Here is a 23,404-nt window from a genome sequence, read left to right on the forward strand (position 1 = left end):
AGTTGGGGCGGGTGCCGACCGCCGCGACCCCCGACACGACCACGCCCGGCGCGCCGTCCAGGCTCGCCTGGCTCGACGCCCTGCGCGGCATCGGCGCGCTCGCGGTGGTCGCCGAGCACCTGCTGCCGTGGTTCCTGCCCGCGCTGCGGCCCTACTGGTTCAACCTCGGCGTCTACGGCATCCTGGTGTTCTTCCTGGTCAGCGGGTACATCATCCCGACCTCGCTGGAGCGCCACGGCGACGTCCGGGCCTTCTGGGCCAGTCGCGCCTTCCGCCTCTACCCCCTCTACCTGGCCGTGATCGCGCTGGTGCTGGCGGCGTCCTGGTGGGTGCCGGTGCGCGAGGGCGTGCCGCGTGACGGGAGCGCGGTGGCGGCCCACGCGACCATGCTGCTCGACGTCGTGAGCGTGGGCGGCGTGGCCGACACCATGTGGACGCTGTCGTACGAGATGGTGTTCTACCTGCTGGTCACGGCGCTGTTCCTGATGAGGGCGCACGAGCGCAGCGGGCTGGTGTCCGTGCTGTTCGCCGGCGCGTCCGTCGTGGTGGGGCTGGTGGTGTCGGGGGCGGTGCTGCGGGGCGGGTGGCCGGCGTACGTGTCGTGCGCGGTGTTCGCCGCCGGGCTCGCCTGCGTGGTCGGCGGCTGGTTCCGCAGGACCGCGGCGTGCGTGCTCGGGCTGATGGCGCTGGCGTTGCTGCTGCTGAGCAGCCGGGTGCCGTGGCTGGGCGCGGCCGTGGTCGCGGTCATGTTCGCCGGCACGGCGATCCATCGGTGGGAACGCGGGCGCGGCGGTCTGTGGCCGGTCGCGGTGACGGCGGCGCTGGTGGCCGTCGCCCCGCTGTGGGCGATCGAGAGCGGCTGGTGGTGGGTCGAGGCCGACGTGTGGCTGACCACGATCGCGCTGGCGGCGGCGACGTTCGCGGGCGCGATGGCGCTGCGCGGGCGGCGGCTGCCCGCCGTGCTCACCTGGCTCGGGCTGATCAGCTACTCGCTCTACCTGGTGCACCATCCGCTGCTGAAGTACTTCGTGGAGGTCAGCGGCGACCTGCGGTGGGCGCCGCTGCCGTACCAGCTGGCGATGGCCGGGCTGGCGCTGGCGCTGATCCTGGCCGTCAGCGCGCTCTCCTACCGGTACGTCGAGCGTCCCATGCAGGCGCTGGGCCGGCGCCTGTCCCGGCGGGCCGCCCCCGGCGCGCGCGCCGACCGGCGGCAGGCGGGCCGCGACGCGCGGGTGGGCCTCCAGGGCGCGGGCAGCCAGGGCGACGGGCCGGGGCACACCGCGTAGATCGGCACGATCTCGTCGCCGGGCTCGTGCCGCCGGTCCGTGGAGTGCAAGATGGTGTGCGGGTCATCGGCGCGAACCCCGCCCGGCCGTCGCGCGGCCTCGTCGGGGCTCTCCCGGGCCCGGTCCGGTCAGGGTCCGCCCGCGCCCGCCGCTACTTCGCCCGCAGCGTCGGGCTGGAGGTCGAGGTGGCCGCCGGCGTCACGGGGGCGGACTGGGTGTTCTCCGGGCCGGGCAGCCCCACGTACGCGCTGGACCGGTGGGCCGCCTCCGGCGTGGCCGGCGACCTGCGGGCCCGCGTACGCGCGCGGCAGGGGGTGACCGTGCTCGCCTCGGCCGCCGCCTGCACCGCGGGCCTGGCCACCGTGCCCGTCTACGAGATCTACAAGGTGGGCGCCGAGCCCCACTGGCGCGAGGGCGTCGACCTGCTGGCGCCGCTGGGCCTGCGGGCCGTGCTGATCCCGCACTTCGACAACGCCGAGGGCGGCACCCACGACACCCGCTACTGCTACTTAGGTGAGCGGCGGTTGTCGCGGATGGAGCGGGAGCTGCCGCCGGAGACCGCCGTCCTGGGGCTCGACGAGCACACGGCGCTGATCATCGACCTGGAGTCGGAGGCGGTGGAGGTGGCCGGGCGCGGCGGGCTGACCGTACGGCGTCCCGGGGCGGTGAGCGTGCTGCCGGCCGGCACCCGTACGAGTCTGGCGGCCGTCCGCGGCCTGGCGGAGGGGGCCGTGCCCGGGACGGTCGCGCCGCCGGGGCCCGCCGTGGTCGCCGCGGAACCCGCCGTCACCCTGGAGGAGACGATCCGGTCCTGCGAGGAGCTGTTCAAGGACGCGGTCGGCAGGCCGGACATGGTGGCGGCGGCGCAGCTCGTGCTGGACCTGGAGGCGGAGATCGTCAAGTGGGCGGCCGACACCGAGGAGGACTCCGGCGGGGTCGAGCAGGCCCGGGAGCTGCTGCGGCTGCTGATCGCCCGCCTGGGCGAGGCCGCCGCGACCGCCAACCTGCGCACGCTGGCCGAACCCCTGCTCGACCTGCGCACGGAGCTGCGAAAAGCGGGGCGGTACGAGGTGGCGGACGCGCTGCGGAAGGCCATGGCACGCGGCGGCGTGATCGTGGAGGACACCCCGGCCGGCCCCCGCTGGAGCCCCGCCTCCTCGTGAGGCGTGACGCGTCGGGCTCTCGGCCGTGGGGTCAGCGGCGGGGCGGGTCGATGCGGGCGCCGTCCAGCGTGAAGATCATGAGGCGGGACAGGTCCACCGCGACCTTCGCCGCGTCGCCCGCCCGCCACATCGGCCGGTTGCCCAGCCGGACGATCAGGTCCGAGCGGCGGTGGAAGCCGCTGCCCACGTTCTGGCCGACCTGCTCCTGCTCCTCGTGCTCCGGCGCGCGCTGCGAGAAGAGCCGCCGCACCATCCCGCTCAGCCCGCCCGCGCCGTCGCGCTCGGCGTTGACGCGGGCGCGCGGGTCCGGCGGCTCGGGCACCGGCACGGCCGGCATGCCGCACTCCAGGTACGCCAGCCACTCGTGCCCGTGGTACTCCAGCGCCCGCACCCGCCCGTAGAAGGACGGCCCGTCGTACGACTCCGGCACCGGCGCCAGGCCGTCGGGACGCATGCCGACCAGCACCTGCCCGCCCGTGTGCTGAGAGATCGCGTACGCCCTGGGATCGCTCCAGGGCATCGTGAGCCGGTGCGGGCCGAAGTCGAGCATGACGTACTGGTTCTGCGGCGTCCTGACACCGGCCGCCAGCAGGTTCAACTGCTGGGAGTTGAGGAAGGCCGCCACGAACGCCGTCGCTGGATCGTTGTAAATCTGGGCCGGAGTGCCCACGTCCTGCAGGACGCCGCGGTTCAGGATCGCGATCCGGTCGGCCAGCGTGAGCGCCTCGACCTGGTCGTGCGTGACGTAGATCGTGGTGACCCCGAGCGACCTGACCAGCGCGGAGATCTCCATGCGCAGTTCGGTGCGCATGCCGGCGTCGAGGTTCGACAGCGGCTCGTCCATGAGGAACAGCTTCGGCTGCCGGACGATCGCCCGGCCCATCGCCACGCGCTGCCGCTGACCGCCCGACAGGGTGCCGGGACGGCGTTCGAGCGTCTCCTCGATGTGCAGCGCCTTCGACAGCTCGGTGACGCGGTCGCGCACCATCGCCGGGTCCGACTTGGCGATCTCCAGGGGGAAGGCGATGTTCCCGCGCACGGTCCGGTGGGGGTAGAGCGCGCCGTTCTGGAACACCATGGCCACATCGCGGTCGCGCGGCGGCAGGTGGTTGGCGAGCTGGCCGTCCAGCCAGAGATCACCGTCAGTGATCTCCTCCAGGCCGGCGATCATCCGCAACAGCGTGGACTTGCCGCAACCGGAAGGACCAAGGAGGACGAGGAACTCGCCGTCCTCGGCCTGCAGGCTCAACCGGTCGACTGCCAGGTAGTCGCCCGGATACACCTTGGTCACTTTGTCGAGTACGACCGAGCTCATGGGCCCACACCTTGCGCGCGTGTCACCTGTGACGATGCTGATTGATGAGGTAGTACATCGCGCCTTAACGCTGCATGTCCACCCTTGACATAAAGAATCTCACTGGCGGGGGTTTCGGCCAAGGGTTTTGAACGCCCGTATACCCATAAATCGGGATACGAGGTGCATGGAAGGGCTTGCGTAAACTTGCCGCAAGGGCTTTCATGGTCCGGACACTCGGGGGGAGATCCATGAGCATGTGGTGGCGTGACGCCGTGATCTACCAGGTCTACGTGCGCAGTTTCGCCGACGGCAACGGCGACGGCGTGGGCGACCTGATCGGCGTGCGCGATCGCCTGCCGTACCTGGTCGAGCTGGGGGTGGACGCCGTCTGGCTGACGCCCTTCTACACCTCGCCGATGGCCGACTTCGGCTACGACGTGGCCGACTACCGGGACGTCGACCCGCTGTTCGGCTCCCTGGCCGACGCCAAGGCGCTCATCGACGAGGCCCACGGGCACGGCCTGCGCGTCATCGTGGACGTCGTACCGAACCACACCTCGTCGGCGCACCCCTGGTTCCAGGCCGCGCTGCGCGGCGAGCGACGCGATCGTTACATCTTCCGCGATCAGCCCAACGACTGGGAGTCGATCTTCGGTGGCCCGGCCTGGACCCAGGTCGAGGACGGCCAGTGGTACCTCCACCTGTTCGACCCCGCCCAGCCGGACCTCAACTGGGACGACGACGAGGTGCGCGGCGAGTTCGAGTCCATCCTGCGCTTCTGGCTCGACCTGGGCGTGGACGGCTTCCGCGTGGACGTGGCCCACGGCATGGTCAAACCGCACGGCCTGCCCGACATCGGTCATCCGAACCAGACCAGGATGATCGGCCGCGAACCGGTGCCGTACTTCGACAACGACGGCGTGCACGAGATCCACCGGGCATGGCGCCGCGTGCTCGACTCCTACCCCGGCGAACGCGTCGGCGTCGCCGAGGCGTGGGCGCCCACCGCCGAACGCCTGGCCATGTACGTCCGGCCCGACGAGCTCCACCAGGCCTTCAACTTCCACTACCTGTTCACCCCGTGGGACGCCGCCGAACTGCGCGACGTGATCGACTCCTCACTCGCCACGGCCGGCTCCGTGGGCGCGCCCACCACCTGGGTGCTGTCGAACCACGACGTCAAGCGGCACGTCACCCGCTACGGCAGCCTGGCCAGGGCCCGCGCCGCCGCGCTGCTGACGCTCGCGCTGCCCGGCTCGGCCTACGTCTACCAGGGCGAGGAACTGGGCCTTCCCGAGGTGCTCGACCTGCCGGACGAGGTCTGCCAGGACCCGCAGCGGCTGCGCGACCCCGACAGCGGGCGCGACGGCTGCCGCGTGCCGCTGCCGTGGACCCGCGACCTCGGCTGGCGCGACCCGTGGCTGCCGATCCCCGCCGACTGGTCCGAGCTCAGCGTCCAGGCCCAGGACGGCGCCACCGGCTCCACCCTGGAGCTCTACCGCGCCGCGCTGCGCCTGCGCCGCACCCTGGACGGCGACCTGACCTGGCACGACTCGCCCGAGGGCACACTGGTCTTCTCCCGCGGCGACGTGCTGTGCACCGTCAACCTGACCGGCGCGCCCGTCGACTTCGGCGTCGAGGGAGAACTGCTGCTCGCCTCCGATGTCCCGGGAGCAGCCGATTCGGCCGCCTGGTGGAAAGTAAAGTGTGTTCCATGAACGGTCACGCTCGCCTAGCCGACATCGCCGCCCAGGCCGGGGTGAGTGAGGCCACGGTCAGCCGGGTGCTCAACGGCAAGCCCGGCGTCTCGGCCGGCACCCGCCAGTCCGTGATGACGGCCCTCGACCTCATGGGCTACGAGCGGCCGCCCCGGCTCAGGCAGCGCAGCAACGGGCTCATCGGGCTCGTGACGCCCGAGCTGGACAACCCGATCTTCCCGGCGTTCGCCCAGGCCATCGAGAAGGCGCTGACCCAGCACGGCTACACGCCCGTGCTGTGCACCCAGCTGCCCGGCGGCGCCCCCGAGGACGAGTTCACCGAGCTGCTGGTCGACCGCGGCGTCAGCGGCATCGTCTTCGTCTCCGGCCTGCACGCCGACACCACCGCCCGGATGGACCGCTACACCCGCCTGATCGACCGCGGCCTGCCGATCGTGCTGGTCGACGGCTACAGCGAGCACATCGACGCGCCCTTCATCTCGCCCGACGACCGCCTCGCGGCCCGGCTGGCCGTCCAGCACCTGGTCGACCTCGGCCACGAACGCGTCGGGCTCGCGCTCGGGCCGCGCCGGTTCGTCCCGGTGATCAGGAAGATCGAGGGATACAAGCAGGCGATGGCCCACCTGCTCGGCGCCACCGACGTCGACGACCTGATCTCCCACTCGCTGTTCTCGGTCGAGGGCGGGCAGGCGGCCGCCGCGCAGCTCCTGGCCCGCGGGTGCACCGGGATCGTGTGCGCGAGCGACCTGATGGCGCTGGGGGCGATCCGGGCGTGCCGGCAGAAGGGGTTGTCGGTGCCGGGTGACGTGTCGGTGGTCGGGTTCGACGACTCGCCGCTGATCGCGTTCACCGACCCGCCGCTGACCACCGTGCGCAAGCCGATCGGGGCGATGGCCTCGGCTGCCGTCCAGACGCTGCTGGAGGAGGTCGGCGGCGCACCGGCCAAGCACGTCGAGCTGATCTTCCAACCGGAACTCGTCGTCCGCGGCTCCACAGGCTCCGGACCACTGGTGAACCGCTGATCCCGGGCGATGGCCTCGGCCGTCGTCCAGGCGTTGCTGGAGGAGGTCGGCGGCGCTCCGGCCAAGCACGTCGAGCTGATCTTCCAACCGGAACTCGTCGTCCGCGGCTCCACAGGCTCCGGACCACTGGTCCGGGCGCATTCCGGACGTGTGCTGGACCGGTGGGCCCGGTGTATTTCGAACGGGTTCCGGGTCGGTGGTGAACCGCTGATCCCGGTGCATTTCGAACGGGTTCCAGGTCGGTGGTGAACCGCTGATCCCGGCGTATCTCGAAAGGCTGATCGAACGTTGACGCGTGACGTGCTGGTCCTCGGCGGCGCCGGGGTGGACACCACTGTCTATGTGCCCACACTGCCCCTGCCGTACAAGGACACCTACCATGTGCCGCCCGTCGTCGACCGCATCGGGAACACCGGGGCCGGAGTCGCCCTCGGCTGCCACGCGCTGGGGCTCGACGTCGCGTTCGCCGACCTCATCGGCGACGACCCGCAGGGCACGCTGATCAGGCACGCCCTGCGGGACGTCGACTGCAGATGGGGGCCGGCCGAGGCGGGCACCAGGCGCAGCGTCCTGCTCGTCGGCCCCGACGGGCGGCGCACCTCCCTGCACGACCCCAAGGTCACGCCAGGGGAGCGACTGCCCCGCGACCTGTACGCCGATCTGCGCCCCAGACATGTGCACGTCTCGATCATGGACTTCTGCCGCCACGTCTACCCGGACCTCGCCGGCATCCCCACCTCCACCGACCTGCACGACTGGGACGGCGCCGCCGACTACCAGAAGGACTTCGCCCACAACTCCGACCTGGTGTTCCTCTCGGCCACCGCCCTCGTGGACCCGGCTGCGACGATGCGCGACATCCTGGCGAACGGACGCGCCCACACGGTCGTCTGCACGCGGGGCGCGGACGGCTGCCTTGTCCTCACCCGCGACTCGGCCTCCGTACGCACCTTCCCCGCCGCACCGCTGCCCGGCCCGGTGGCCGACAGCAACGGCGCGGGCGACGCCTTCGTCTCAGGCTTCCTGTACGGCGTTCTGAACGGCCGTTCGGTGGACGAATGCGTCAAGCTGGGCGCCGTGGCAGGGGCACACGCTTGCACAACCGAGGGCACCCACGAATCCCCAATAACAGAAACCCTCCTCCTCACAAGAACACCCGCCCTCTGACCAGCGCCCTCTGACCAGCGCCCTCTGACCAGCGCCCCCTGCCCGGGCCCACTCCGCCCGGCCCCCTGCCTGGCCACTCCGCCCGGCCCCCTGCCCGGCCCCCTGCCCGGCCCCCTGCCTGGCCCCCTGCCTGGCCGCTCCGCCCGGCCACTCCGCCTCCGATCGTCCGGCTCCACGTCCCGGCCCCGCTGCGGCCCTTGCGGCCCGCCCTGAGCGTGGGGACCGCCCGCTCGCCCGGCCTTGCTGCGGCCGCTCTGGCCCTGCCCCGAGCCACGGCGGTCGCGGCGCCGCAGCCCGAGCGAGGCGAGCACCAGCGCGCCGCCGTCCCCGGCGACCGTCCGTGTCCTTGCCCCGACCGTCCCGTGCCCTCGCCCCGACCGGGTCAGGCTCGCTTCGGCCGACTTGGCCTCGTCCCGAGCGCCCCGGCGCCCCCGAGCGCCTTGGCCGTCCTGGCCTCGCCGAGGCCGCCTGCGCCCCCGTCGCCCAGGCGGTCAGCCGCAGGGGAACGTTGCCTCGTCCACCTGGCCGGTGCTCCACACTGCCCGGAAGTCGCCCGGCGTGCTGCCACGGCAGGTGTAGACGGCGGTGACGATGCCCACTCCGTTGCCGCCGCTGAAGACCACTGTCCCGTTGCGGAAGATCTTGACGAACAGCCCGTGATCCAAGGTCTCGGGGACGCACTCGCCCTGGGCGACCACCCGCGCGGGCGCGGCACCCGTGTACGACAGGTCGTGAGTGGCGAACCCGCACTTGAGCCCCGCGGCAGAGATGGCGGTCCGAGCAGGCACGCCTTGGCTTGCGGCGGAGGCGGCGGCCTGGGCAGGTACGGTCTGGCCTGCGGCGAGCAGCCCCACCGCCCCGGCGGCGGCGAGCACGAGGGCCGCGCGGTGGTACCGTCCACGGCCTGGTCGACGTTCTGACATACGCGTTCCTTCCATCGTCCGAACCGGAACCGGCATGTCGCCGGCGCCGATCTGGAAGGCGTTCCAAGCCGTTCCACGCGCGGGAGCGAGCGTGGCCACGACGAAGGTTCGGTAGATTTCGGGGCGAGAAGCCAGGGATTGTGAGGCAAGAGTGTCAGACGAACGCGGCCCGCAGACGACGAGTCGAGGAGGGCGTCCTCGTGCGTGGATGATCGTGCTAGCCGTGATGGTGCTCGTGGTCGATCAGGCGTCCAAGTTCTGGGCGTTGTCGGCGCTGTCCGGCGGTGAGGAGATCACGGTGATCCCACGGCTGCTCTCCTTGCGGCTGCTGCTCAACCCCGGTGCCGCGTTCTCCCTGGGGGAGGGCGTGACCTGGGTGTTCACCCTGGCAGCCGCCGGGGCGGTCGCCGGGATCCTGTACATGGCCCGACGGCTGAGCTCGCCGGCCTGGGCCGTCGTGCTGGGCGCCCTGCTCGGCGGGGCCACCTCCCACCTGCTCGACCGCCTCTTCCGCCCGCCCGCGTTCGCCCAGGGTCACGTGGTGGACTTCATCGACTACGGTGGCCTGTTCGTCGGCAACGTCGCCGACATCGCCCTGACCGGCGGGTGCGCCCTCCTGTTCCTGCTCAGCCTCCGTGGCATCCCCCTTGCGGGCGTAGCCGGCGAAGGACGCCTGTCCTCGACAGAAGGCCCCGCCTGACCGAACGCCTGGAGGATGGATGGGGACCCGCCGCCCATCCTCCCGCCACCGCACGTTCTTCACCCGCCACCGGTCCTCTGCCTGCCGCCCACCTCCGCCTTCCATCGCGTGTCGGCCGCCCGTTCAGTTTCCGTCGGTCGTCGCGTCGGTCGTCCGGAGAAGGACAGCGAATGGCGCGGATGCGGTCCGGGACGAGGCCCGGGGGTCACGGTCGCGGCGTGATGTGCCAGATCGTGTTCCCGGCGTCGTCGGCGACCAATAAGCGGCCGTTCTTGCCCATGATCACGCCCACCGGCCGGCCGTAGGTGGCGCTGTCGTCCGGTGCCGGTTTGAAGCCGGTCAGGAAGTCTTGGGGTTTGGCGCTGGGCATGCCGTCTTTGAAGGGCACGTACACCACCTTGTAGCCCACCGGATCGCCCCGGTTCCACGAGCCGTGTTCGGTGATGAAGGCGCCGCCGCGGTAGCGCTCGGGGAACGTGGCGCTGTCGGAGAAGGTCAGGCCGAGCGGGGCCGTGTGGGCGCCGAGGGCATAGTCGGGACGGAGGGCGCGGGCCACCATGTCCGGACGCTGAGGCTGGACCCGGTCGTCCACGTGACGACCCCAATAACTCCAGGGCCAGCCGTAGAAGTCGCCGGGGCGTACGCGCGTGAGGTAGTCGGGTGAGGCGTCGTCGCCCAGGAGGTCGCGTTCGTTGACGACTGTCCAGAGTGTCTTGGAGTGGGGTTCGAGGCCCAGGCCGTTGGGGTTTCTGAGGCCGGAGGCCAGGATGCGCTCGCTGGTGCCGTCAGGGTTGATCTCCAGGACCGCGGCGCGCCGTTTCTCGGCCTCCAGACCGTGTTCGCCCGCGTTGCTCGACGAACCGACCGTGACATAGAGCTTGGTGCCGTCGGGCGCGGCGAAGAGGTTGCGGGTCCAGTGGTTGTTGTAGCCGCCGGCCGGCAGGTCGAGAATCTTCTTGCCGGGCTCGGTGACGCGGGTCTCGCCCAGCTTGTACGGGAAGCGCCAAACACCGTCGGTGCCCGCGACGTAGAAGGCCGCCTGGGTGCCGTCCGGAGCCGCCGGACCGAGCGTGTACGGCGCGGACGCGGCCAGCAGCGCCATCCCGAACGGCTGGTTGAGGTTGTCCAGGAACATGCTGCGGAAGTCGGCCACCCCGTCACCGTCGGTGTCGCGCAGCAGCGTGATCCGGTTGGCGCTGCGTTCGGTGGTCGAGCCGTCGTTGCGGCGCAGCCAGTAGAACAGCCCCATGATGGGGGACTCCGGGTCTTTGGGCAGCGTGGCCGACTCGGCCACGAGAACGTCGCCGTTGGGCAACTCGTAGAGCCATCGGGGATGCTCCAGCTCACCCGCGAACCGGGTGACCGTGAACCCGGCCGGTGCCGTCGGCGTCCTGCCGGCGGGCCAGCCGACCACGTCGGGGGCGTTGACCTTGGGGATGGGGAACGTCTCGCGCTCCCCGAGCTCGGGCTCGGAGCCCAGCTGAGCGGCTGTCTGCGGGGCTCCGCCACGGTTCACCGCGTAGACGGCGCCTGCCACCGCGAGGACCACGAGCAGGAGCAGCACGAGCAGAGCTCGAAGCAGGATCCGGCGTCGTGGGCGGCGCGGGGTCGCCGCCGGCGCTGTCACTTCGGAGGTCGTGGACACCGGATCGTCTCCCCGTGAGCGGATGATCGTTGATGGATGACGGGACGGCACGTGAGAACGGCAGCCAAGGATCCCTCTCCCCTCGGATAAGCTGTCCGGAGTTAACGGCCGTTAGATTTCTAACATGTGTTAAGCGCGAGGTCAATTCAGATGCTCACCCGTCACAAGATCCTGGAAGCCGGCCTGGAGGTCCTCGAGGCGGACGGCGCCCACGGCATCAGCATGCGTAAGCTGGCCAAACGTCTCGATGTGACGGCGACGGCGATCTACCACTACTTCGACGGGCGCGAGTCGCTGCTGGAGGCCATCGTGGACGAGGTGTGCAGCAACATCGTCTCGCAGGCCCCCCGCGAGGGGGGGTGGAAGGACCAGCTGCGCGGGCTCATGGGTTCGATGGTCAGGCAGTCGCTGGAGCATCCCAGGGCCTCGGTGTGGTCCATCACCACCTACGCCCGGCGCGCGCCCGTGATGGGCCTCCACGAAGCCATCTTCGGCATCCTGCTGGACGCGGGCTTCCCTCCTGACCAGGCCGATCACGTGAAGGGGGCGGTCCTGCGCGTGTGCGTCGGGCATCTGGTCCTGCACGAGGCCGCCGCGAGGGACTGGACCGAGCTCCCCGCCGACAAGTATCCGCACTATCACGCGGTAGAGGCCGCGCGTCGGCGGGCCGACCAGGTCGAACACTTCAGGTTCGCGCTCGACGCGGTCCTCGCCGGTTTGCCCGACCCGAACCCTGGGGGCGAACCCGCTGCCTGACGCCCTCCTGGGGCGCCTCCGCCCGATCTGGGCACCCAGGCGACGCCGGCGGCGGGACGGGTTAACGAGTGTTAGAGTTCTGCCCGGCGCCGCTTCCAGCCGGGCGGAGCCGGGGGCCGTCCCCATGAGAGGAGGCGCGACGATGGCCGGAGGTTTCCCGCGAGGGGAGAAGGCCGAAGGTGGTTCGTGGCACGGGTGCGGGGTAGGGCAACCGTTGGCGCGGACGCGGCCCAGGAACGCCTTCGAGGTGCAGCGTGACCGAGACCAGCAGCGGATTAACGACCGCCGAACACAGAGCCCAGGTGCGCAAGGCCGCCACGGCGAGTGTGGTCGGCACCGCCATCGAGTGGTACGACTTCTTCCTCTACAACACGGCCGCCGCCGTGGTCTTCGCCGAGGTCTTCTTCCCGAAGTCCACGCCGTACGCGGGCACGCTGGCGGCCTTCGCGACCAACGCCGTGGGCTTCGCCGCCCGGCCCGTGGGAGCGGCGATCTTCGGCCACTGGGGCGACCGCATCGGCAGGAAGGCGACGCTCATCGTGACCCTGCTGACGATGGGCGTGGCCAGCGCGCTCATCGGCGTGTTGCCGGGCACCGACAGCATCGGCGTGGCAGCGCCGATCATCCTGGTGGTCCTGCGTGTTCTGCAGGGCATCGCGGTGGGCGGCGAGTGGAGCGGGTCGGTGCTGCTGTCGATGGAGTGGGGCGACCAGCGCAGGCGTGGGCTGATGGCGAGCTGGCCGCAGGTGGGCGTGCCCATCGGGCTGATCCTCGGCACCGGCGCGATGTCACTGCTGGCCACCACGACCGGCGACACGTTCAAGGACTGGGGATGGCGGGTGCCGTTCCTGGCCAGCTTGGTCCTGGTGGCCATCGGGATGTGGGTGCGGCTGAGGGTGCTGGAGACCCCGATGTTCGCGCGGGTGCTGGAACGGCGGCAGGTGGTCAGGCTGCCGGTGGTCGAGGTGCTGCGCAGGCACCCCAAAGAGGTGGTGCTCAGCGCGTTGCTGCGCGTGTCGGAGCAGATGCCGTTCTACCTCTACACGACGTTCGCCATCACGTACGTCACCCAGCAGCTCGGCCTGTCCCGGACGATCGCGCTGTCGGCGGTGACCTGTGCGGCGGCGGTGGAACTCGTCGCGATCCCGTTCTTCGGGCACCTGAGCGACCGTGTCGGCCGCCGGCTCGTGTACGCGGTCGGCGCCGCGCTGCTGGCGGTGGTGGCGTTCCCGTACTTCGCGCTGCTCAACACCGGCATCGTGCTGGTGGTCTTCCTCACGATCACGGTCACGCAGATCCAGCACGCCATGGAGTACGGCCCGCAGGCCTCGCTCATCGCCGAGAGCTTCCCGACCAGACTCAGGTACGGCGGCGCAGGCCTCGGGTACCAGCTCGCGTCGATCATCGCCGGCGGTCCGGCGCCGCTGATCGCGACGTGGCTGCTGCACGACTACGGCTGGCAGGCCATCGCGATCTTCATGGTCGTGGGGGCGGTGGTCGGGTTCGTCGCCACGATGGCCCTGCCCGATCGATCCAGGATCGACATCTCCCAGCCTTCCGCCTACAAGACGACCTGAGCGACTCTTCTCGTGCCTTTCATGATTTGATAGCACTATTGAATGCGGGGCGACGAGGGATGGGCGAGTCATGAGCGTCGTGGTGTGCGGTGAGGCGATGCTCCTGATGCTGGCCGAGCCCGGCATCCCGCTGGAGCGGGCCACGGTCTTCCGCCGCTCGATCGCGGGCGCGGAGTCGAACGTGGCCGCCGGGTTGGCCAGGCTCGGCCACGACGTGCGCTGGCTCGGCCGGGTCGGCGCGGATCCGGCGGGCCGGGCGGTCCTGTCCATGCTCCGGGCCGAGGGCGTCGACACCAGGCATGCCGTCATCGACCCGGGTGCGCCGACCGGTCTGCTCGTCCGCGACAGCCATCCCTTCCGGGCCATCGACGTGCAGTACTACCGTGCGGGGGCGGCCGCGTCCAGGCTCGCTCCCGACGAGCTGACACCGGAGATGGTGAGTGGTGCGAAGATCGTCCATGTCACGGGGATCACTCCGATGTTGTCCGAGACCGCGCACCTGGCGACCCTGCGGCTGCTGGAGCTGGCAGGGCAGGCCGGGGCGCTGATCTCCATCGACCCCAACATCCGACACAAGCTGGGCGAGCCCGCAGCGTGGCGCGAGCGGGTGGCGCCGCTGCTGGCCAGGGCGGACGTGGTGCTGGCCGGCGAGGACGAGCTCGACCTGCTCCAGATAGACCCGGCGACGCTGCCCGGGTTGACCGTGATCAAGCACCGCGACAAGTCCGCGACATGCGCGGGGCTGCGGCAGGAGGCGTTCACGGTGCCGGTGACCGACCCCGTGGGAGCGGGGGACGGGTTCGCCGCGGGGTTCCTGTCGGGGATGCTGCGCGGCGAGCCGTACGAGGTGTGTCTGCGCGAGGCGGCGGCGGTGGCGGCGCTCGTCGTCCAGTGCGCCGCGGACACCGACGGTCTGCCGGACCGGGCGGGGCTGGAGCGCGCTTTGGCTGCCTTCACCGGACACACCGAAACGGTCCACCGATAGTCGAAACCAGTCGAAGATGCTTCGCCGTCATGAGTGACCTCGTTGCCGCAGAGGGGCCGTTACTGATCATGAGTGTGTCGAATGACTCTGCTGTCGGCCTGCTCCTGGTGTGTGCGGTGACGGGGAGCCTGCGGCGCCTGGCCCCTGCGCCGCAAGAGGCCGGCGAAGACGATCGAACGAGAATCGCGAGTCCGTAAATCGGGCGAAGGCGATTCGTGAAAACGCGGTCAGGGGCGGGTAGGCGGGGGATCGTCCGTCACCACGGAGGGCGGCTCGCCGTAGCCGTGCGTTGATGAGGGAAACCGGAGAAGGGACGTCATGTACCGCTGGGAGATCGTCCAGGCCGTCACGGAGCAACGTGTGTTCGGCATCGTCCGGGCCGCCGCGCCCGAGGCGGCGCTGACGGCGGCCGAGGCCGTGCTGGACGCCGGGCTGCGTGCCGTCGAGGTCGCGCTCACCACGCCCCGCGCCCTCAGCGCCGTGGCCCGGCTCATCGAGCAGCGCCCCGACGCGCTGGTCGGAGCGGGGACGGTACTCGACGAGGCCGCCGCCAGGGCTGCCGTGGAGGCGGGCGCGCGGTTCCTGGTCTCGCCCGGCCTGCGCACCGACGTGATCCGCGCCGCGCACCGCTACGGCGTGCCGGTCTTCCCGGGCGTGGCCACCCCGACGGAGATCGTCCGCGCCCTGGAAGAGGGGGCGGACGCGGTCAAGATCTTCCCGGCGTCGGCGGTGTCGCCGTCCTGGCTGCGGGACGTGCGGGCCGCTCTGCCGCAGCTGCCCGCGATCCCCACCGGCGGCGTGACCATCGACGACGCTCCCGAGTGGATCGCGGCCGGTGCCGTGGCCTGTGGCATGGGCTCGGCGCTGACCTCGGGCGGCCCGCGTGCCGCAAGCGAGCGGGTGGCGGCGCTGCTGGCGGGGCTTGGACGGGCCCGATGAGTGTGGAGACGCTACGGGGCCTGCACGGGCAGGTGCTCGACGCGGTCGGCAGGTCACTGGCGGGCGGGGAGATCCGCGCGGGGGAGGTGCTGCGACTGGAGGACGTCCAGGAGCGGTACGGAGTCTCCCGGACCGTCGCACGGGAGGCCGTCCGCGTGCTGGAGTCGAAACGCGTGGTCACCAGCCGTCCTCGTGTCGGCGTCACCGTGCGGCCGATGAGCGCCTGGAACCTTTATGACCCCCAGGTGATCCGCTGGCGGCTGGCCTCGCCCGGGCGTGAGGTGCAGCTGCGTGAGCTGGCCGAGCTGCGCGCCGCCATCGAGCCCGCCGCCGCCGCGCTGGCCGCGGCGAAACCCGACCCCCGCGTGCGGGACGAACTGGCCGCCCACGCCCACGCCATGGACGCCGCCGCCCGCGCCGGTGACAGCCCGGCCTACGTCACGGCCGACGCGGCCTTCCACCGGGTGCTGCTGACCGCGTCGGGCAACGGCATGTTCGCTCAGCTCGCCGAGGTGACCGAGGTGCTGCTCGAAGCCAGGCGAGAGCTGCTGCTCCTGCCCGAGCGCCTGGAGACGACCGCCATCGGACTCCACCACGAGATCGCCGAGGCGGTCGCCGCCGGGCGGGCGGCCGAGGCCGCGCAGGCCGCGGCGGACATCGTCGGACGTGCCCGCGCCGAGGTCGAGCAGATCCTGGAGAACAGCAGAGAGCACGTCACGGAGGTTCCCCGATGAGCGTCGCCGTCCATGTCGGCCCTGAGCCGGTGCCTGTGCTGGTCGACGCCGTACGGCGGTCGGGTGGCAGTGTCGTGCCGCTGGAGGAGGCGGAGGCGATCGTCTACTACGGGCGCGGCGGCCCCGAGGAGCTGCGATCCATGATCCATGACGGCATCCGGTGGGTGCAGCTGCCGGCGGCGGGTGTCGAGCGGTACGCCGCGGCGGGAGTGATCACCGAGGCGCCCGTCTTCACCGCCGCCACCGGCTCCTATGGCGTGCCCGTCGCCGAGCACGCACTGGCCCTCATGCTGGCCGCGGCCCGCAACCTGCCCCGACTGGCCAGGGCCACCGAGTGGGGGAGGAACGAGTCGAAGGAGTTCGCCGGCTCGACGGTCGCGATCATCGGCTGTGGGGGTATCGGGCGGGCGCTCATCAGGATGCTGGAGCCGTTCGGCTGCCCGGTGGTCGCGGTCACCGACAGTGGCTGGGCGCCCGGTGCACACCGCATCCTGCCTCGTGCCCGATATCGGGAGGCGCTGCCGGAGGCGGCGTACGTCGTCCTCGCGGCGGCCACCACGCCGAGCACCAAGGGCATGATCGGCGCTCCCGAGCTTGACCTGATGCGTACGGACGCCTGGCTGGTCAACATCGCACGCGGCGCGCTCGTCGTGACCGATGACCTGGTGGCGGCGCTGCGCGATGGGCGGATCGGTGGTGCCGCGCTGGACGTCACCGATCCGGAGCCGCTGCCGTCCGGGCACCCGTTGTGGCACATGGAGAACGTCCTGATCACGCCGCACACCGCGAACCCGCCGTCGTCCTACTGGCGTGGCCTGGCCGAACGGGTGGCCGCGAACGTGCACCACCTCGCCGACGGCGCTCCGCTGGAGGGTGTGGTCTCGGCGGAGCAGGGGTTCTGAGGTGGCGGCGACCTGACCCTCACCAGAACGGGTCACGCCCGTGGTCGAAAGCCCCATGTCCTCAATCGCGCCGCCATCCCACCACCAATCGCTCAACCTTTTAGGCAGGCGAAGGTTGGCGGGGGTCTCTCCGGCGCGGCTGACGGTGTCACCGCTGGTCGCTGGCTTCTGTTCGTACGATGGGCAGGTCTCTGCAGGCCGTCAGGAACGTTTCGAGATACCAGCCCAGGTCGACGAACTCCGGCATGTGCGCGATGGTGCGGTAGTCCAGCAGAGGGAGCAGGGAGGCCGATGTCCTTTCCTCGTGGAACAGCACGTTCGCGAAGGTCTTCCCGTCGGGCAGCCTGCTGGTGATGCCTACCGCCTCCCCGGCCTCGTAGGAGGTGCGCATGTCGCGCTTCGCCTCGTCCAGGCCGTCCAGCGGCAGGATTTTCCAGTCGTAGTCGGTCATGTACCAGATGGCGTCTTCTTCGCGCAGCAGCTCCCACCCCATCCGGGTGAGCCGATCGAGGACGTCCATGAAATCGATGTCGTGTGCGAGCTCCAGGTGGATGGCGACGTCGCGGCTCATGTCTCCTCGTGCCGGATCGATGGAAGGGGGCGCTTCTGGCGAGCGATCCATCGGCGGATCGCTGAGCCTTCCAGCCGGATGGCGTCGGTCGGCATGGGTAGTCGCTGGAAGGTCGACGTCGAGGCCTTTCCGTCGAAATCATGCGGCGCGGCGGCGGCAGAGAGCAGTCGCCCCGGGGGTTTCTGGCTCAGTCCAGGGCTACTCGGGCTCCGGCGCTCTGTCCCGAGTCGTGTACCTCGAGGCCCGCCGGCTCGGCGCTCTTCGGCAGGTCGAACTCCAGCGTGCCGGTGAAGGACTGGCCGGGGGCGATGCGGACCGGGGTGATCTCGGTGCCGCTCTTGTCGAGGAGTTTGCTCCCGCCGTGCAGGGCCTCGTCCGCGTCGATCAGCTTCTGCTGGCCGGGTTGGAGGACGCGGGCGTCGGGGCCGACGTTGTTCACCTTCACCGTGATCTGGCAGGTCCGGCGGGAGGCCGACTTCGCGGGCTTGGGGCACTTTGTGCCGGTTACCGCGAACTTCAGCTTGCCGTCCTGTACCGGGCCGTCCGCGCCCATGGCGGGGGAGCGGAAGATCCAGGCGAGGGCGGCCAGCAGCACCACGAGCAGGACGATCGCGATCACCAGGACGGTCACGCAGCCGGTGAACATGCCGCGTTTGGGGCGCGGGGGCACGTACCCGGGGAGCGGGCCCTGGCCCGTGGTGTGCGGCGGTAGAGGGCCCTGGCCGGTGGTCTGGTGGTGGGGGAGCGGGATGTTGCCGGTCCGGTCCACGGGGGGCGGCATCTGTGGCGCGCGTGGACCGGGATGCTCCGTCGGGGCGGGCATGGGCGGGCGCGGACCGGTGCGTTCCGCCGCGGAGGGCATCTGCGGCGGGCGGGGGCCCGTGCGCTCGGCTGCGGAGGGCATCTGGGGCGGGCGGGGGCCGGTGCGTTCTGCCGGGGAAGGCATCTGGGGCGGACGCGGGCCCGTGAGCTCGGCCGGAGAGGGCATCTGGGCAGCGTGGGGCGGCCCGGCGTGGTCGGCGGCGGACGGCGTCTGAGGTGCGCCCGGCCCCTGGTAGTCCGCTGGGGCGGGCATCGGCGGGCGCGGGCCGGTGCGCTCGGCGGGCGGCACCGGCCCCCCGAACACCGCACGTTCGGCGGCAGGTGGCATCGGGGCGCGGGAGCCTGTGCGCTCGGTGGAGGGGGGCATCGGCGGGCGGGGGCCCGTGCGTTCGGCCGGGGGCGGCATCGGGGGGCGGGAGCCGGTCACCGGGGGAATCGGGGGCCGAGGGCCGGTGCGTTCGGCGGGTGGGGTCATGGGGCCGAGCGGCCGGAACTCCGAGGGGTTCCACGCGTTGGTCAGGTGTTCGGTGGCCGCCAGTTGGGCCGCGGGCTCGTCGGCCGCCCCCACCAGTTCCAGCAGGAGCTGCTTGGCCGCGGGCCGGCGCGCCGGGTCGGGGTGGATGGCCGCCGCGACCAGCCGGTCGAGGGGCGCGGGCAGCCCGCGCAGGTCCGGCGGCGCGGTACGGGCCCGCGCCGCCATCACGTACGCGTCCCCCTCGCCGAACGGGTGCCCGCCGAGCCCCGCGTACGCGATCAGCGACCCCCAGGCGAACACGTCGCCGGCCGGGCTCGTGTGCCCCTCGAAGACCTGCTCGGGAGCGATCCACCCGGGCGTGCCCATCACCATGCCGGCGTTCGTGTGCCGGGACGCGACGTGCGTGGAACGCGCCAGGCCGAAGTCGATCACCCGCGGCCCGGCCAGCGTCAGCATGACGTTGGCCGGCTTGAGGTCGCGGTGGACCAGCCCCGCGGCGTGGATGGCGGTCAGCGCCGCCGCCACGCCCACGGCCGCCGAGTGCAGCACGGACGGCGGCAGCGCGCCGTGCTCGATCAGCTGGTTCTCCAGCGAGATGCCGTCGATGTACTCGGTGACCAGGTAGAGCACCCCGCGGTCCTCGCCGTGGTCGAGCACCCGCGCGGTGCAGAACGAGGCCACCTTGCGCGCGTTGGACACCTCTTCGTGGAAGCGCGCCCGGTAGACCGGGTCGGCCGTGAAGTCCCGCCTGATGGCCTTGAGCGCGACCTTGACCCCGTCGGCGCCCCTGGCGAGGTAGACGGTGCCCATGCCACCCGAGCCGAGACGGCTCACCAGCTCGTAGGGGCCGATCGCCGGCGGATCCTCAGGCTCCAGCGGAGTGCCTGCCGAGCGCCCCACGGTCGCCGTCCTCTCGCCGTCGTCATCCCGTCGCAAACCGAACCGTTTCTCCCGCCGGTACGCCTTTTTCTCCCCCAGACTCTAACGGAGAAGCCGAGGCCCGGTGGCGACGAAGACCGGTCAGCTCTGGCCCGCACGCCGCGTCAGCGGACGCATCGTCACCCGCAGTCGCGCGGCGTTGAGCGCCGGGGGCAGCGGGCGGTGCGGCGACAGCGGCCGGCCGGACGCCTTGGGGCGTGCCGCGGCCAGGATTCCGCCCAGGAAGGCCGTGCCGACGCCGAGCATCAGGTGCACGCCGTCGCAGCGCGGCAGGGCCCACCATTCGTCGGCGGCGGTGCCGTCGAGCCAGATCTCGGGGGCGAAGGAGTCGGCGTAGTGGAGGCGGGGGCTGCGCTGGTGGGGGGCGAAGGGGAGGATGACGTGGGTGCCGGCGGGCACCGGGACGCCGTACCAGTCGGTCTCCTCGGTGGTGACCCGGGACAGGGCCGGGACCGGCGGCCACAGGCGCAGGCCCTCGCGCAGGCAGGCGCGCAGGTAGTCGGGGTCGGCGCGGGCGCACTTGCGCTGGGCGGGGTAGGTGGCCAGCAGCGCGAGGGTGCGCATGAGGCTCGCGGCGGTGACGCTGAAGCCGAGCAGCCAGAACGCCGCCTGCCGCAGGCCGCGCGCCTCCGGGCCGCTGGTCTCGGCCAGCAGGCCGGCGAGGGTGCCGGGCTCGGCGCGGCGCAGGTGGTCGAGGATGCGGGCGTCGTAGCGGCCGGACAGGATCTCCTGGCGGCGTCTGGCCCGGCCTCTGCCCGCCCGCCTGACCTGGGCGAGCAGCGCGCTCAGCTCCTCGTCGCCGGCGGCGCCCGCGCCGTAGACGCAGCGCCGGGCCACGCGTTGCCAGCAGCCCTCCAGCCGGGCGTAGTCGATCACGCCCGCCGTCAGCGCCGCCGCCTCCTCGCGTGCGACCTCGGCGAACGTCGGTCGCAGCACGTCGTAGGGCAGCCCGGCGGCCCGCGTGCGCACGGCGGGGACGAAGGCGGGCTCCGACAGCACGCGCTCGGCGTCGCGGCGGGACAGCACCACCAGAGCCGTGCGGCGCGGGCCGCGGACGAGCACGGGACGGCCGCCGTACCGCACGTGCAGGCCGGTCAGCAGGGAGCGGGAGCGCAGCAGGTCGAGCCCGGCCGTCGCGTGCGGCGTGCCCGGCGGCAGGAGGGCGGCGGCCAGGCGCAGGCTCTCCAGCACGGTGGCCCTGTGCAGGCCTCTAGGCACGCGTGCCCTCCCTGGGGCCCGTGCCCAGGGGCGTCGGGGCCTGACCTCGCCGGGCCGCGGGCGCCTCCTCGGCGGCCGGAGCGGGAAGGTGGTTCATGGGCTCATGCGATCGCCCGTCCGCCGGTCGCGCAAGCGGGGGTCTCGCTGGGCGGAACGTTTTCGGGCCGCGCCATATGGAGCGTTCCAGAAGCCGGAACACCTCAGGCCACCACCAGCGCGGCCGAGATCGCCTGTGCCGCGCCGCGTACGGTGAGGCCCAGCCGGGCCAGCGGCGCGGACGGCGCGGGCGCCGCCACCCCCACTGACATGCACACGCCGCCGCCGGGCCCGAACACCGGCGCGGCCACGCACGACACGCCCTCGGTGTACTCCTCCTGGGCGTAGGCCACGCCGTAGCGGCGGACCTGGGCCAGTTCCCGTTCCAGGGTGGCTACCCCGGTGATCGTGCGGCGGGTCAGCCGCTCGAAGCCGCCGCGCCCGAGCACCTCCTCGCGCAGCCCGGTGTCGAAGGCCAGCAGCGCCTTGCCGGTCGCCGTGCAGTGCAGCGGCGCGAGATCGGTGCCGTCGGAGCGGGAGCGGACGCGGTCGTGACCGTACAGGCGCTCGACGTAGCGGGCCTCCAGGCCGGCGGTCACGGCCAGGTTGACCGTCTGCCGGGTGGTCTCCTGCAGGCAGAGCAGGTACGGCAGCACCACCCGGCGCGACCCCGGGATGCGGCTCCTGGCGATGCCGGCCATGGTCTCCAGTTGCCGGCCGGGCAGGTAGCCGGTGCCCACCCGCCGGGCCAGTTCGCGGGCGCACAACACGCCCAGGATGCGGTGGGCCGTCGACTTGGGCAGGCCCGTGCTCCGGCTGAGCTGGGCCAGGCTGACCGGCCGGGGCGCGGCGCTCAGCGCGAGGAGGATGTCGATGCCCCGCTCCAGGCTCCCGATCGGCGTCACCGGACGCGTGAGGTCTTCCTGGCGGGCCGTTTGCAGCGGCATGGCAGTCCCTTTCGCTCTCCGAGGAGCGGATGGGGCTTCCCGGGGCTACGGCTTGGCATTCCTTGCCCTACCCCGCCGCCACGCGTCCGAATACCCGGTTCGGCGCAGGCTGATGATCTCGGCTTACCCGTGAACGGCCACGTCGGCGGTGGTTCTGCGGTATAAGTCCAAAAGTGCGGCATATGCGCATGGGCGTGCGAAGGGGGCATCAGGATGTCGCTGCGGGCGTACGCCGTCGCGCTGACGGCGGTGCTGCTCGTCGGAGGGCTGCTCTGGCTGGCCTACGGTCCGGAACGGGACGTCCCGCGAGCCGCGCACACGGCGGCCCCCACGAGCACACCGGTACCCGTGATCCGGTCCACGCAGCCGCCGCCGGAGCTGCTGGAGTCCTGCGCGGACACCTCCGACGCCAAGCGGTGCGAGAGGGGACGGGCCCTTCTCGACGCCTGCGAGGAGGCCGGGTTCACCGGCCGTCGTTGCCGGGGCAGCGAGGCCGTCCAGCGTGACCGGAGGGCGTTCCTGGCGGACTGCCGTCGCGCCGACGTCGTCGTACGCGACACGCGGACGTGCGCGCGGAACGGGGAGAGCGCCGCGCGGGCGTACCTGTACTGCCGGTTCGCCGGCGGGACGGACCGCCGGTGCGAGCGCCCGGCGGTCTACACCGTCTGCGTCCGGCGGGGCGGCGGGATGCTCTGCGGCGACGCCGCCCCCGGCTATGACGCCTGCCGGGCGCGGACAGTCGAGGGCACGCAGATCGCCCGCCACATCTGCGTCGAAGGCATCGAGGAGTACGCCTTCTGCCGGTACGGCTGGACCCTCACCTCCGAGGGCGGCGACATCTGCCGGCACGCGACCGCCGTCTACGAGGACTGCCGCACCCGCGCGCCCGTCGCCGAGTGCGAGCAGGCGCGGCACGAGGACGCCAAGGCCCAGGACCTCCGGCAGGGGCGGCCTACCGGCGCAGGGACGCCGCGTCGGCGGCCAGCTTCTCCACCCGCGCCCAGTCGCCCGCGGCCAGCACGTCGGCCGGGGTGAGCCAGCTCCCGCCCACGCAGCCGACGTTCGGCAGCCGCAGGTAGTCGGCGGCGCTCTCGGCCCGGATGCCGCCGGTCGGGCAGAAGCGCACGTCCGGCAGCGGCCCGGCCAGCGACTTCAGGTACGGCACGCCGCCCGCCGCCTCGGCCGGGAAGAACTTCAGCTCCTTGATGCCGCGCTCGGCCAGCGCCATCACCTCCGAGACGGTGGCCGCGCCCGGCAGGTACGGCACGCCGCTCGCCTCCAGCGCCTCCACCAGCGACAACGTCGTGCCCGGCGAGACCAGGAACCGGGACCCGGCCGCCACGGCCGCCGAGATGTCGGCGGTGGTGCGGATCGTGCCCGCGCCGACCGTGGCCCCCGGCACCTCCGCGGCGATCCGCTCGATCGCGCCGAGCGCGGCCGGCGTGCGCAGCGTCACCTCGATGACGGGCAGTCCGCCCGCCACGAGCGCCTCGGCCATCGGCACGGCGGTCGCCACGTCGTCGATCACCACGACGGGGATCACGGGGGCGAGGTCGAGCAAGCTCATGAGAGTCTTCTCCTC

Annotated in this window: 21 protein-coding genes; 13 read left to right on the forward strand and 8 right to left on the reverse strand. The window is 72.1% G+C overall.

Annotated elements, in window-relative coordinates; translation table 11 throughout:
• Positions 1-11: 11 nt before the first annotated feature.
• Positions 12-1,286 (forward strand): acyltransferase, encoded by a 1,275-nt coding sequence (locus ABZ815_RS09765; protein ID WP_357695927.1) that lies wholly within the window; start codon positions 12-14, stop codon positions 1,284-1,286.
• 56 nt (positions 1,287-1,342) lie between these two features.
• Positions 1,343-2,449, forward strand: a complete 1,107-nt coding sequence (locus tag ABZ815_RS09770; RefSeq protein WP_357695929.1) for a hypothetical protein — start codon at positions 1,343-1,345, stop codon at positions 2,447-2,449.
• Between the two features lie 31 nt (positions 2,450-2,480).
• On the opposite strand, the gene ABZ815_RS09775 is transcribed toward ABZ815_RS09770, so the two are convergent.
• Positions 2,481-3,764 (reverse strand): ATP-binding cassette domain-containing protein, encoded by a 1,284-nt coding sequence (locus ABZ815_RS09775; RefSeq protein WP_357695931.1) that lies wholly within the window; start codon positions 3,762-3,764, stop codon positions 2,481-2,483.
• Between the two features lie 230 nt (positions 3,765-3,994).
• Between ABZ815_RS09775 and ABZ815_RS09780 the strand changes: the two genes are divergently transcribed.
• From ABZ815_RS09780 to ABZ815_RS09790, 3 genes are all read left to right on the forward strand, one after another.
• Positions 3,995-5,464: a glycoside hydrolase family 13 protein gene (locus ABZ815_RS09780; protein ID WP_357695933.1), complete on the forward strand. Its 1,470-nt coding sequence runs from the start codon at positions 3,995-3,997 to the stop codon at positions 5,462-5,464.
• The gene (locus ABZ815_RS09785; protein ID WP_357695935.1) at positions 5,461-6,486 is read left to right on the forward strand and encodes a LacI family DNA-binding transcriptional regulator; all 1,026 of its coding nucleotides are present in this window, start codon (positions 5,461-5,463) and stop codon (positions 6,484-6,486) included. Before ABZ815_RS09780 ends, ABZ815_RS09785 begins: the two co-directional genes overlap by 4 nt.
• A gap of 288 nt (positions 6,487-6,774) precedes the next feature.
• Positions 6,775-7,653 carry a PfkB family carbohydrate kinase gene (locus ABZ815_RS09790; RefSeq protein WP_357695937.1) on the forward strand — a complete coding sequence of 293 codons (879 nt, stop codon included), beginning with the start codon at positions 6,775-6,777 and terminating at the stop codon, positions 7,651-7,653.
• A gap of 491 nt (positions 7,654-8,144) precedes the next feature.
• Here ABZ815_RS09790 and ABZ815_RS09795 read toward each other — a convergent pair whose 3' ends face one another.
• Positions 8,145-8,576 carry a hypothetical protein gene (locus tag ABZ815_RS09795; protein ID WP_357695939.1) on the reverse strand — a complete coding sequence of 144 codons (432 nt, stop codon included), beginning with the start codon at positions 8,574-8,576 and terminating at the stop codon, positions 8,145-8,147.
• Positions 8,577-8,784: 208 nt separating this feature from the next.
• Between ABZ815_RS09795 and ABZ815_RS09800 the strand changes: the two genes are divergently transcribed.
• Positions 8,785-9,276 (forward strand): signal peptidase II, encoded by a 492-nt coding sequence (locus ABZ815_RS09800; protein WP_357695941.1) that lies wholly within the window; start codon positions 8,785-8,787, stop codon positions 9,274-9,276.
• 205 nt (positions 9,277-9,481) lie between these two features.
• On the opposite strand, the gene ABZ815_RS09805 is transcribed toward ABZ815_RS09800, so the two are convergent.
• Positions 9,482-10,921, reverse strand: coding sequence for a sorbosone dehydrogenase family protein (locus tag ABZ815_RS09805; protein WP_357695943.1), 1,440 nt, complete (start codon positions 10,919-10,921; stop codon positions 9,482-9,484).
• 150 nt (positions 10,922-11,071) lie between these two features.
• Here ABZ815_RS09805 and ABZ815_RS09810 point away from each other — a divergent pair, with 150 nt between their 5' ends.
• The 6 genes from ABZ815_RS09810 to ABZ815_RS09835 all read left to right on the forward strand — a co-directional run bounded on the left by ABZ815_RS09810 (position 11,072) and on the right by ABZ815_RS09835 (position 16,814).
• A complete protein-coding gene (locus tag ABZ815_RS09810) occupies positions 11,072-11,677 on the forward strand; it encodes a helix-turn-helix domain-containing protein (RefSeq protein WP_357695945.1) in 606 nt (201 codons plus the stop codon).
• Positions 11,678-11,931: 254 nt separating this feature from the next.
• Positions 11,932-13,254: an MFS transporter gene (locus ABZ815_RS09815; RefSeq protein ID WP_357695947.1), complete on the forward strand. Its 1,323-nt coding sequence runs from the start codon at positions 11,932-11,934 to the stop codon at positions 13,252-13,254.
• A gap of 70 nt (positions 13,255-13,324) precedes the next feature.
• Positions 13,325-14,239, forward strand: a complete 915-nt coding sequence (locus ABZ815_RS09820; protein ID WP_357695949.1) for a sugar kinase — start codon at positions 13,325-13,327, stop codon at positions 14,237-14,239.
• A 318-nt stretch (positions 14,240-14,557) separates the two neighbouring features.
• A complete protein-coding gene (locus ABZ815_RS09825; protein ID WP_357695951.1) occupies positions 14,558-15,178 on the forward strand; it encodes a bifunctional 4-hydroxy-2-oxoglutarate aldolase/2-dehydro-3-deoxy-phosphogluconate aldolase in 621 nt (206 codons plus the stop codon).
• Positions 15,175-15,912, forward strand: a complete 738-nt coding sequence (locus tag ABZ815_RS09830) for an FCD domain-containing protein (RefSeq protein ID WP_357695953.1) — start codon at positions 15,175-15,177, stop codon at positions 15,910-15,912. The genes ABZ815_RS09825 and ABZ815_RS09830 overlap by 4 nt, the downstream gene beginning before the upstream one ends.
• Positions 15,909-16,814: an NAD(P)-dependent oxidoreductase gene (locus ABZ815_RS09835; protein ID WP_357695955.1), complete on the forward strand. Its 906-nt coding sequence runs from the start codon at positions 15,909-15,911 to the stop codon at positions 16,812-16,814. The genes ABZ815_RS09830 and ABZ815_RS09835 overlap by 4 nt, the downstream gene beginning before the upstream one ends.
• Before the next feature lie 148 nt (positions 16,815-16,962).
• Here the strand turns inward: ABZ815_RS09835 and ABZ815_RS09840 are convergent, their stop codons facing one another.
• From ABZ815_RS09840 to ABZ815_RS09855, 4 genes are all read right to left on the reverse strand, one after another.
• Positions 16,963-17,385, reverse strand: a complete 423-nt coding sequence (locus tag ABZ815_RS09840) for a hypothetical protein (RefSeq protein ID WP_357695957.1) — start codon at positions 17,383-17,385, stop codon at positions 16,963-16,965.
• Between the two features lie 187 nt (positions 17,386-17,572).
• Positions 17,573-19,582, reverse strand: coding sequence for a protein kinase (locus ABZ815_RS09845; RefSeq protein WP_357695959.1), 2,010 nt, complete (start codon positions 19,580-19,582; stop codon positions 17,573-17,575).
• A 120-nt stretch (positions 19,583-19,702) separates the two neighbouring features.
• Positions 19,703-20,839, reverse strand: coding sequence for a cytochrome P450 (locus ABZ815_RS09850; protein ID WP_357695960.1), 1,137 nt, complete (start codon positions 20,837-20,839; stop codon positions 19,703-19,705).
• A gap of 200 nt (positions 20,840-21,039) precedes the next feature.
• Positions 21,040-21,822, reverse strand: coding sequence for an IclR family transcriptional regulator (locus ABZ815_RS09855; RefSeq protein ID WP_357695961.1), 783 nt, complete (start codon positions 21,820-21,822; stop codon positions 21,040-21,042).
• 213 nt (positions 21,823-22,035) lie between these two features.
• Between ABZ815_RS09855 and ABZ815_RS09860 the strand changes: the two genes are divergently transcribed.
• Entirely contained in the window at positions 22,036-22,857 is an 822-nt protein-coding gene (locus ABZ815_RS09860) for a hypothetical protein (protein WP_357695963.1), read from the forward strand.
• On the opposite strand, the gene eda is transcribed toward ABZ815_RS09860, so the two are convergent.
• Entirely contained in the window at positions 22,775-23,389 is a 615-nt protein-coding gene (gene eda / locus ABZ815_RS09865; RefSeq protein WP_357695965.1) for a bifunctional 4-hydroxy-2-oxoglutarate aldolase/2-dehydro-3-deoxy-phosphogluconate aldolase, read from the reverse strand. The genes ABZ815_RS09860 and eda overlap by 83 nt on opposite strands.
• Positions 23,390-23,404 lie beyond the last annotated feature (15 nt).

Source organism: Nonomuraea sp. NPDC047529 (assembly GCF_040642995.1).
Taxonomy (GTDB): Bacteria; Actinomycetota; Actinomycetes; order Streptosporangiales; family Streptosporangiaceae; genus Nonomuraea.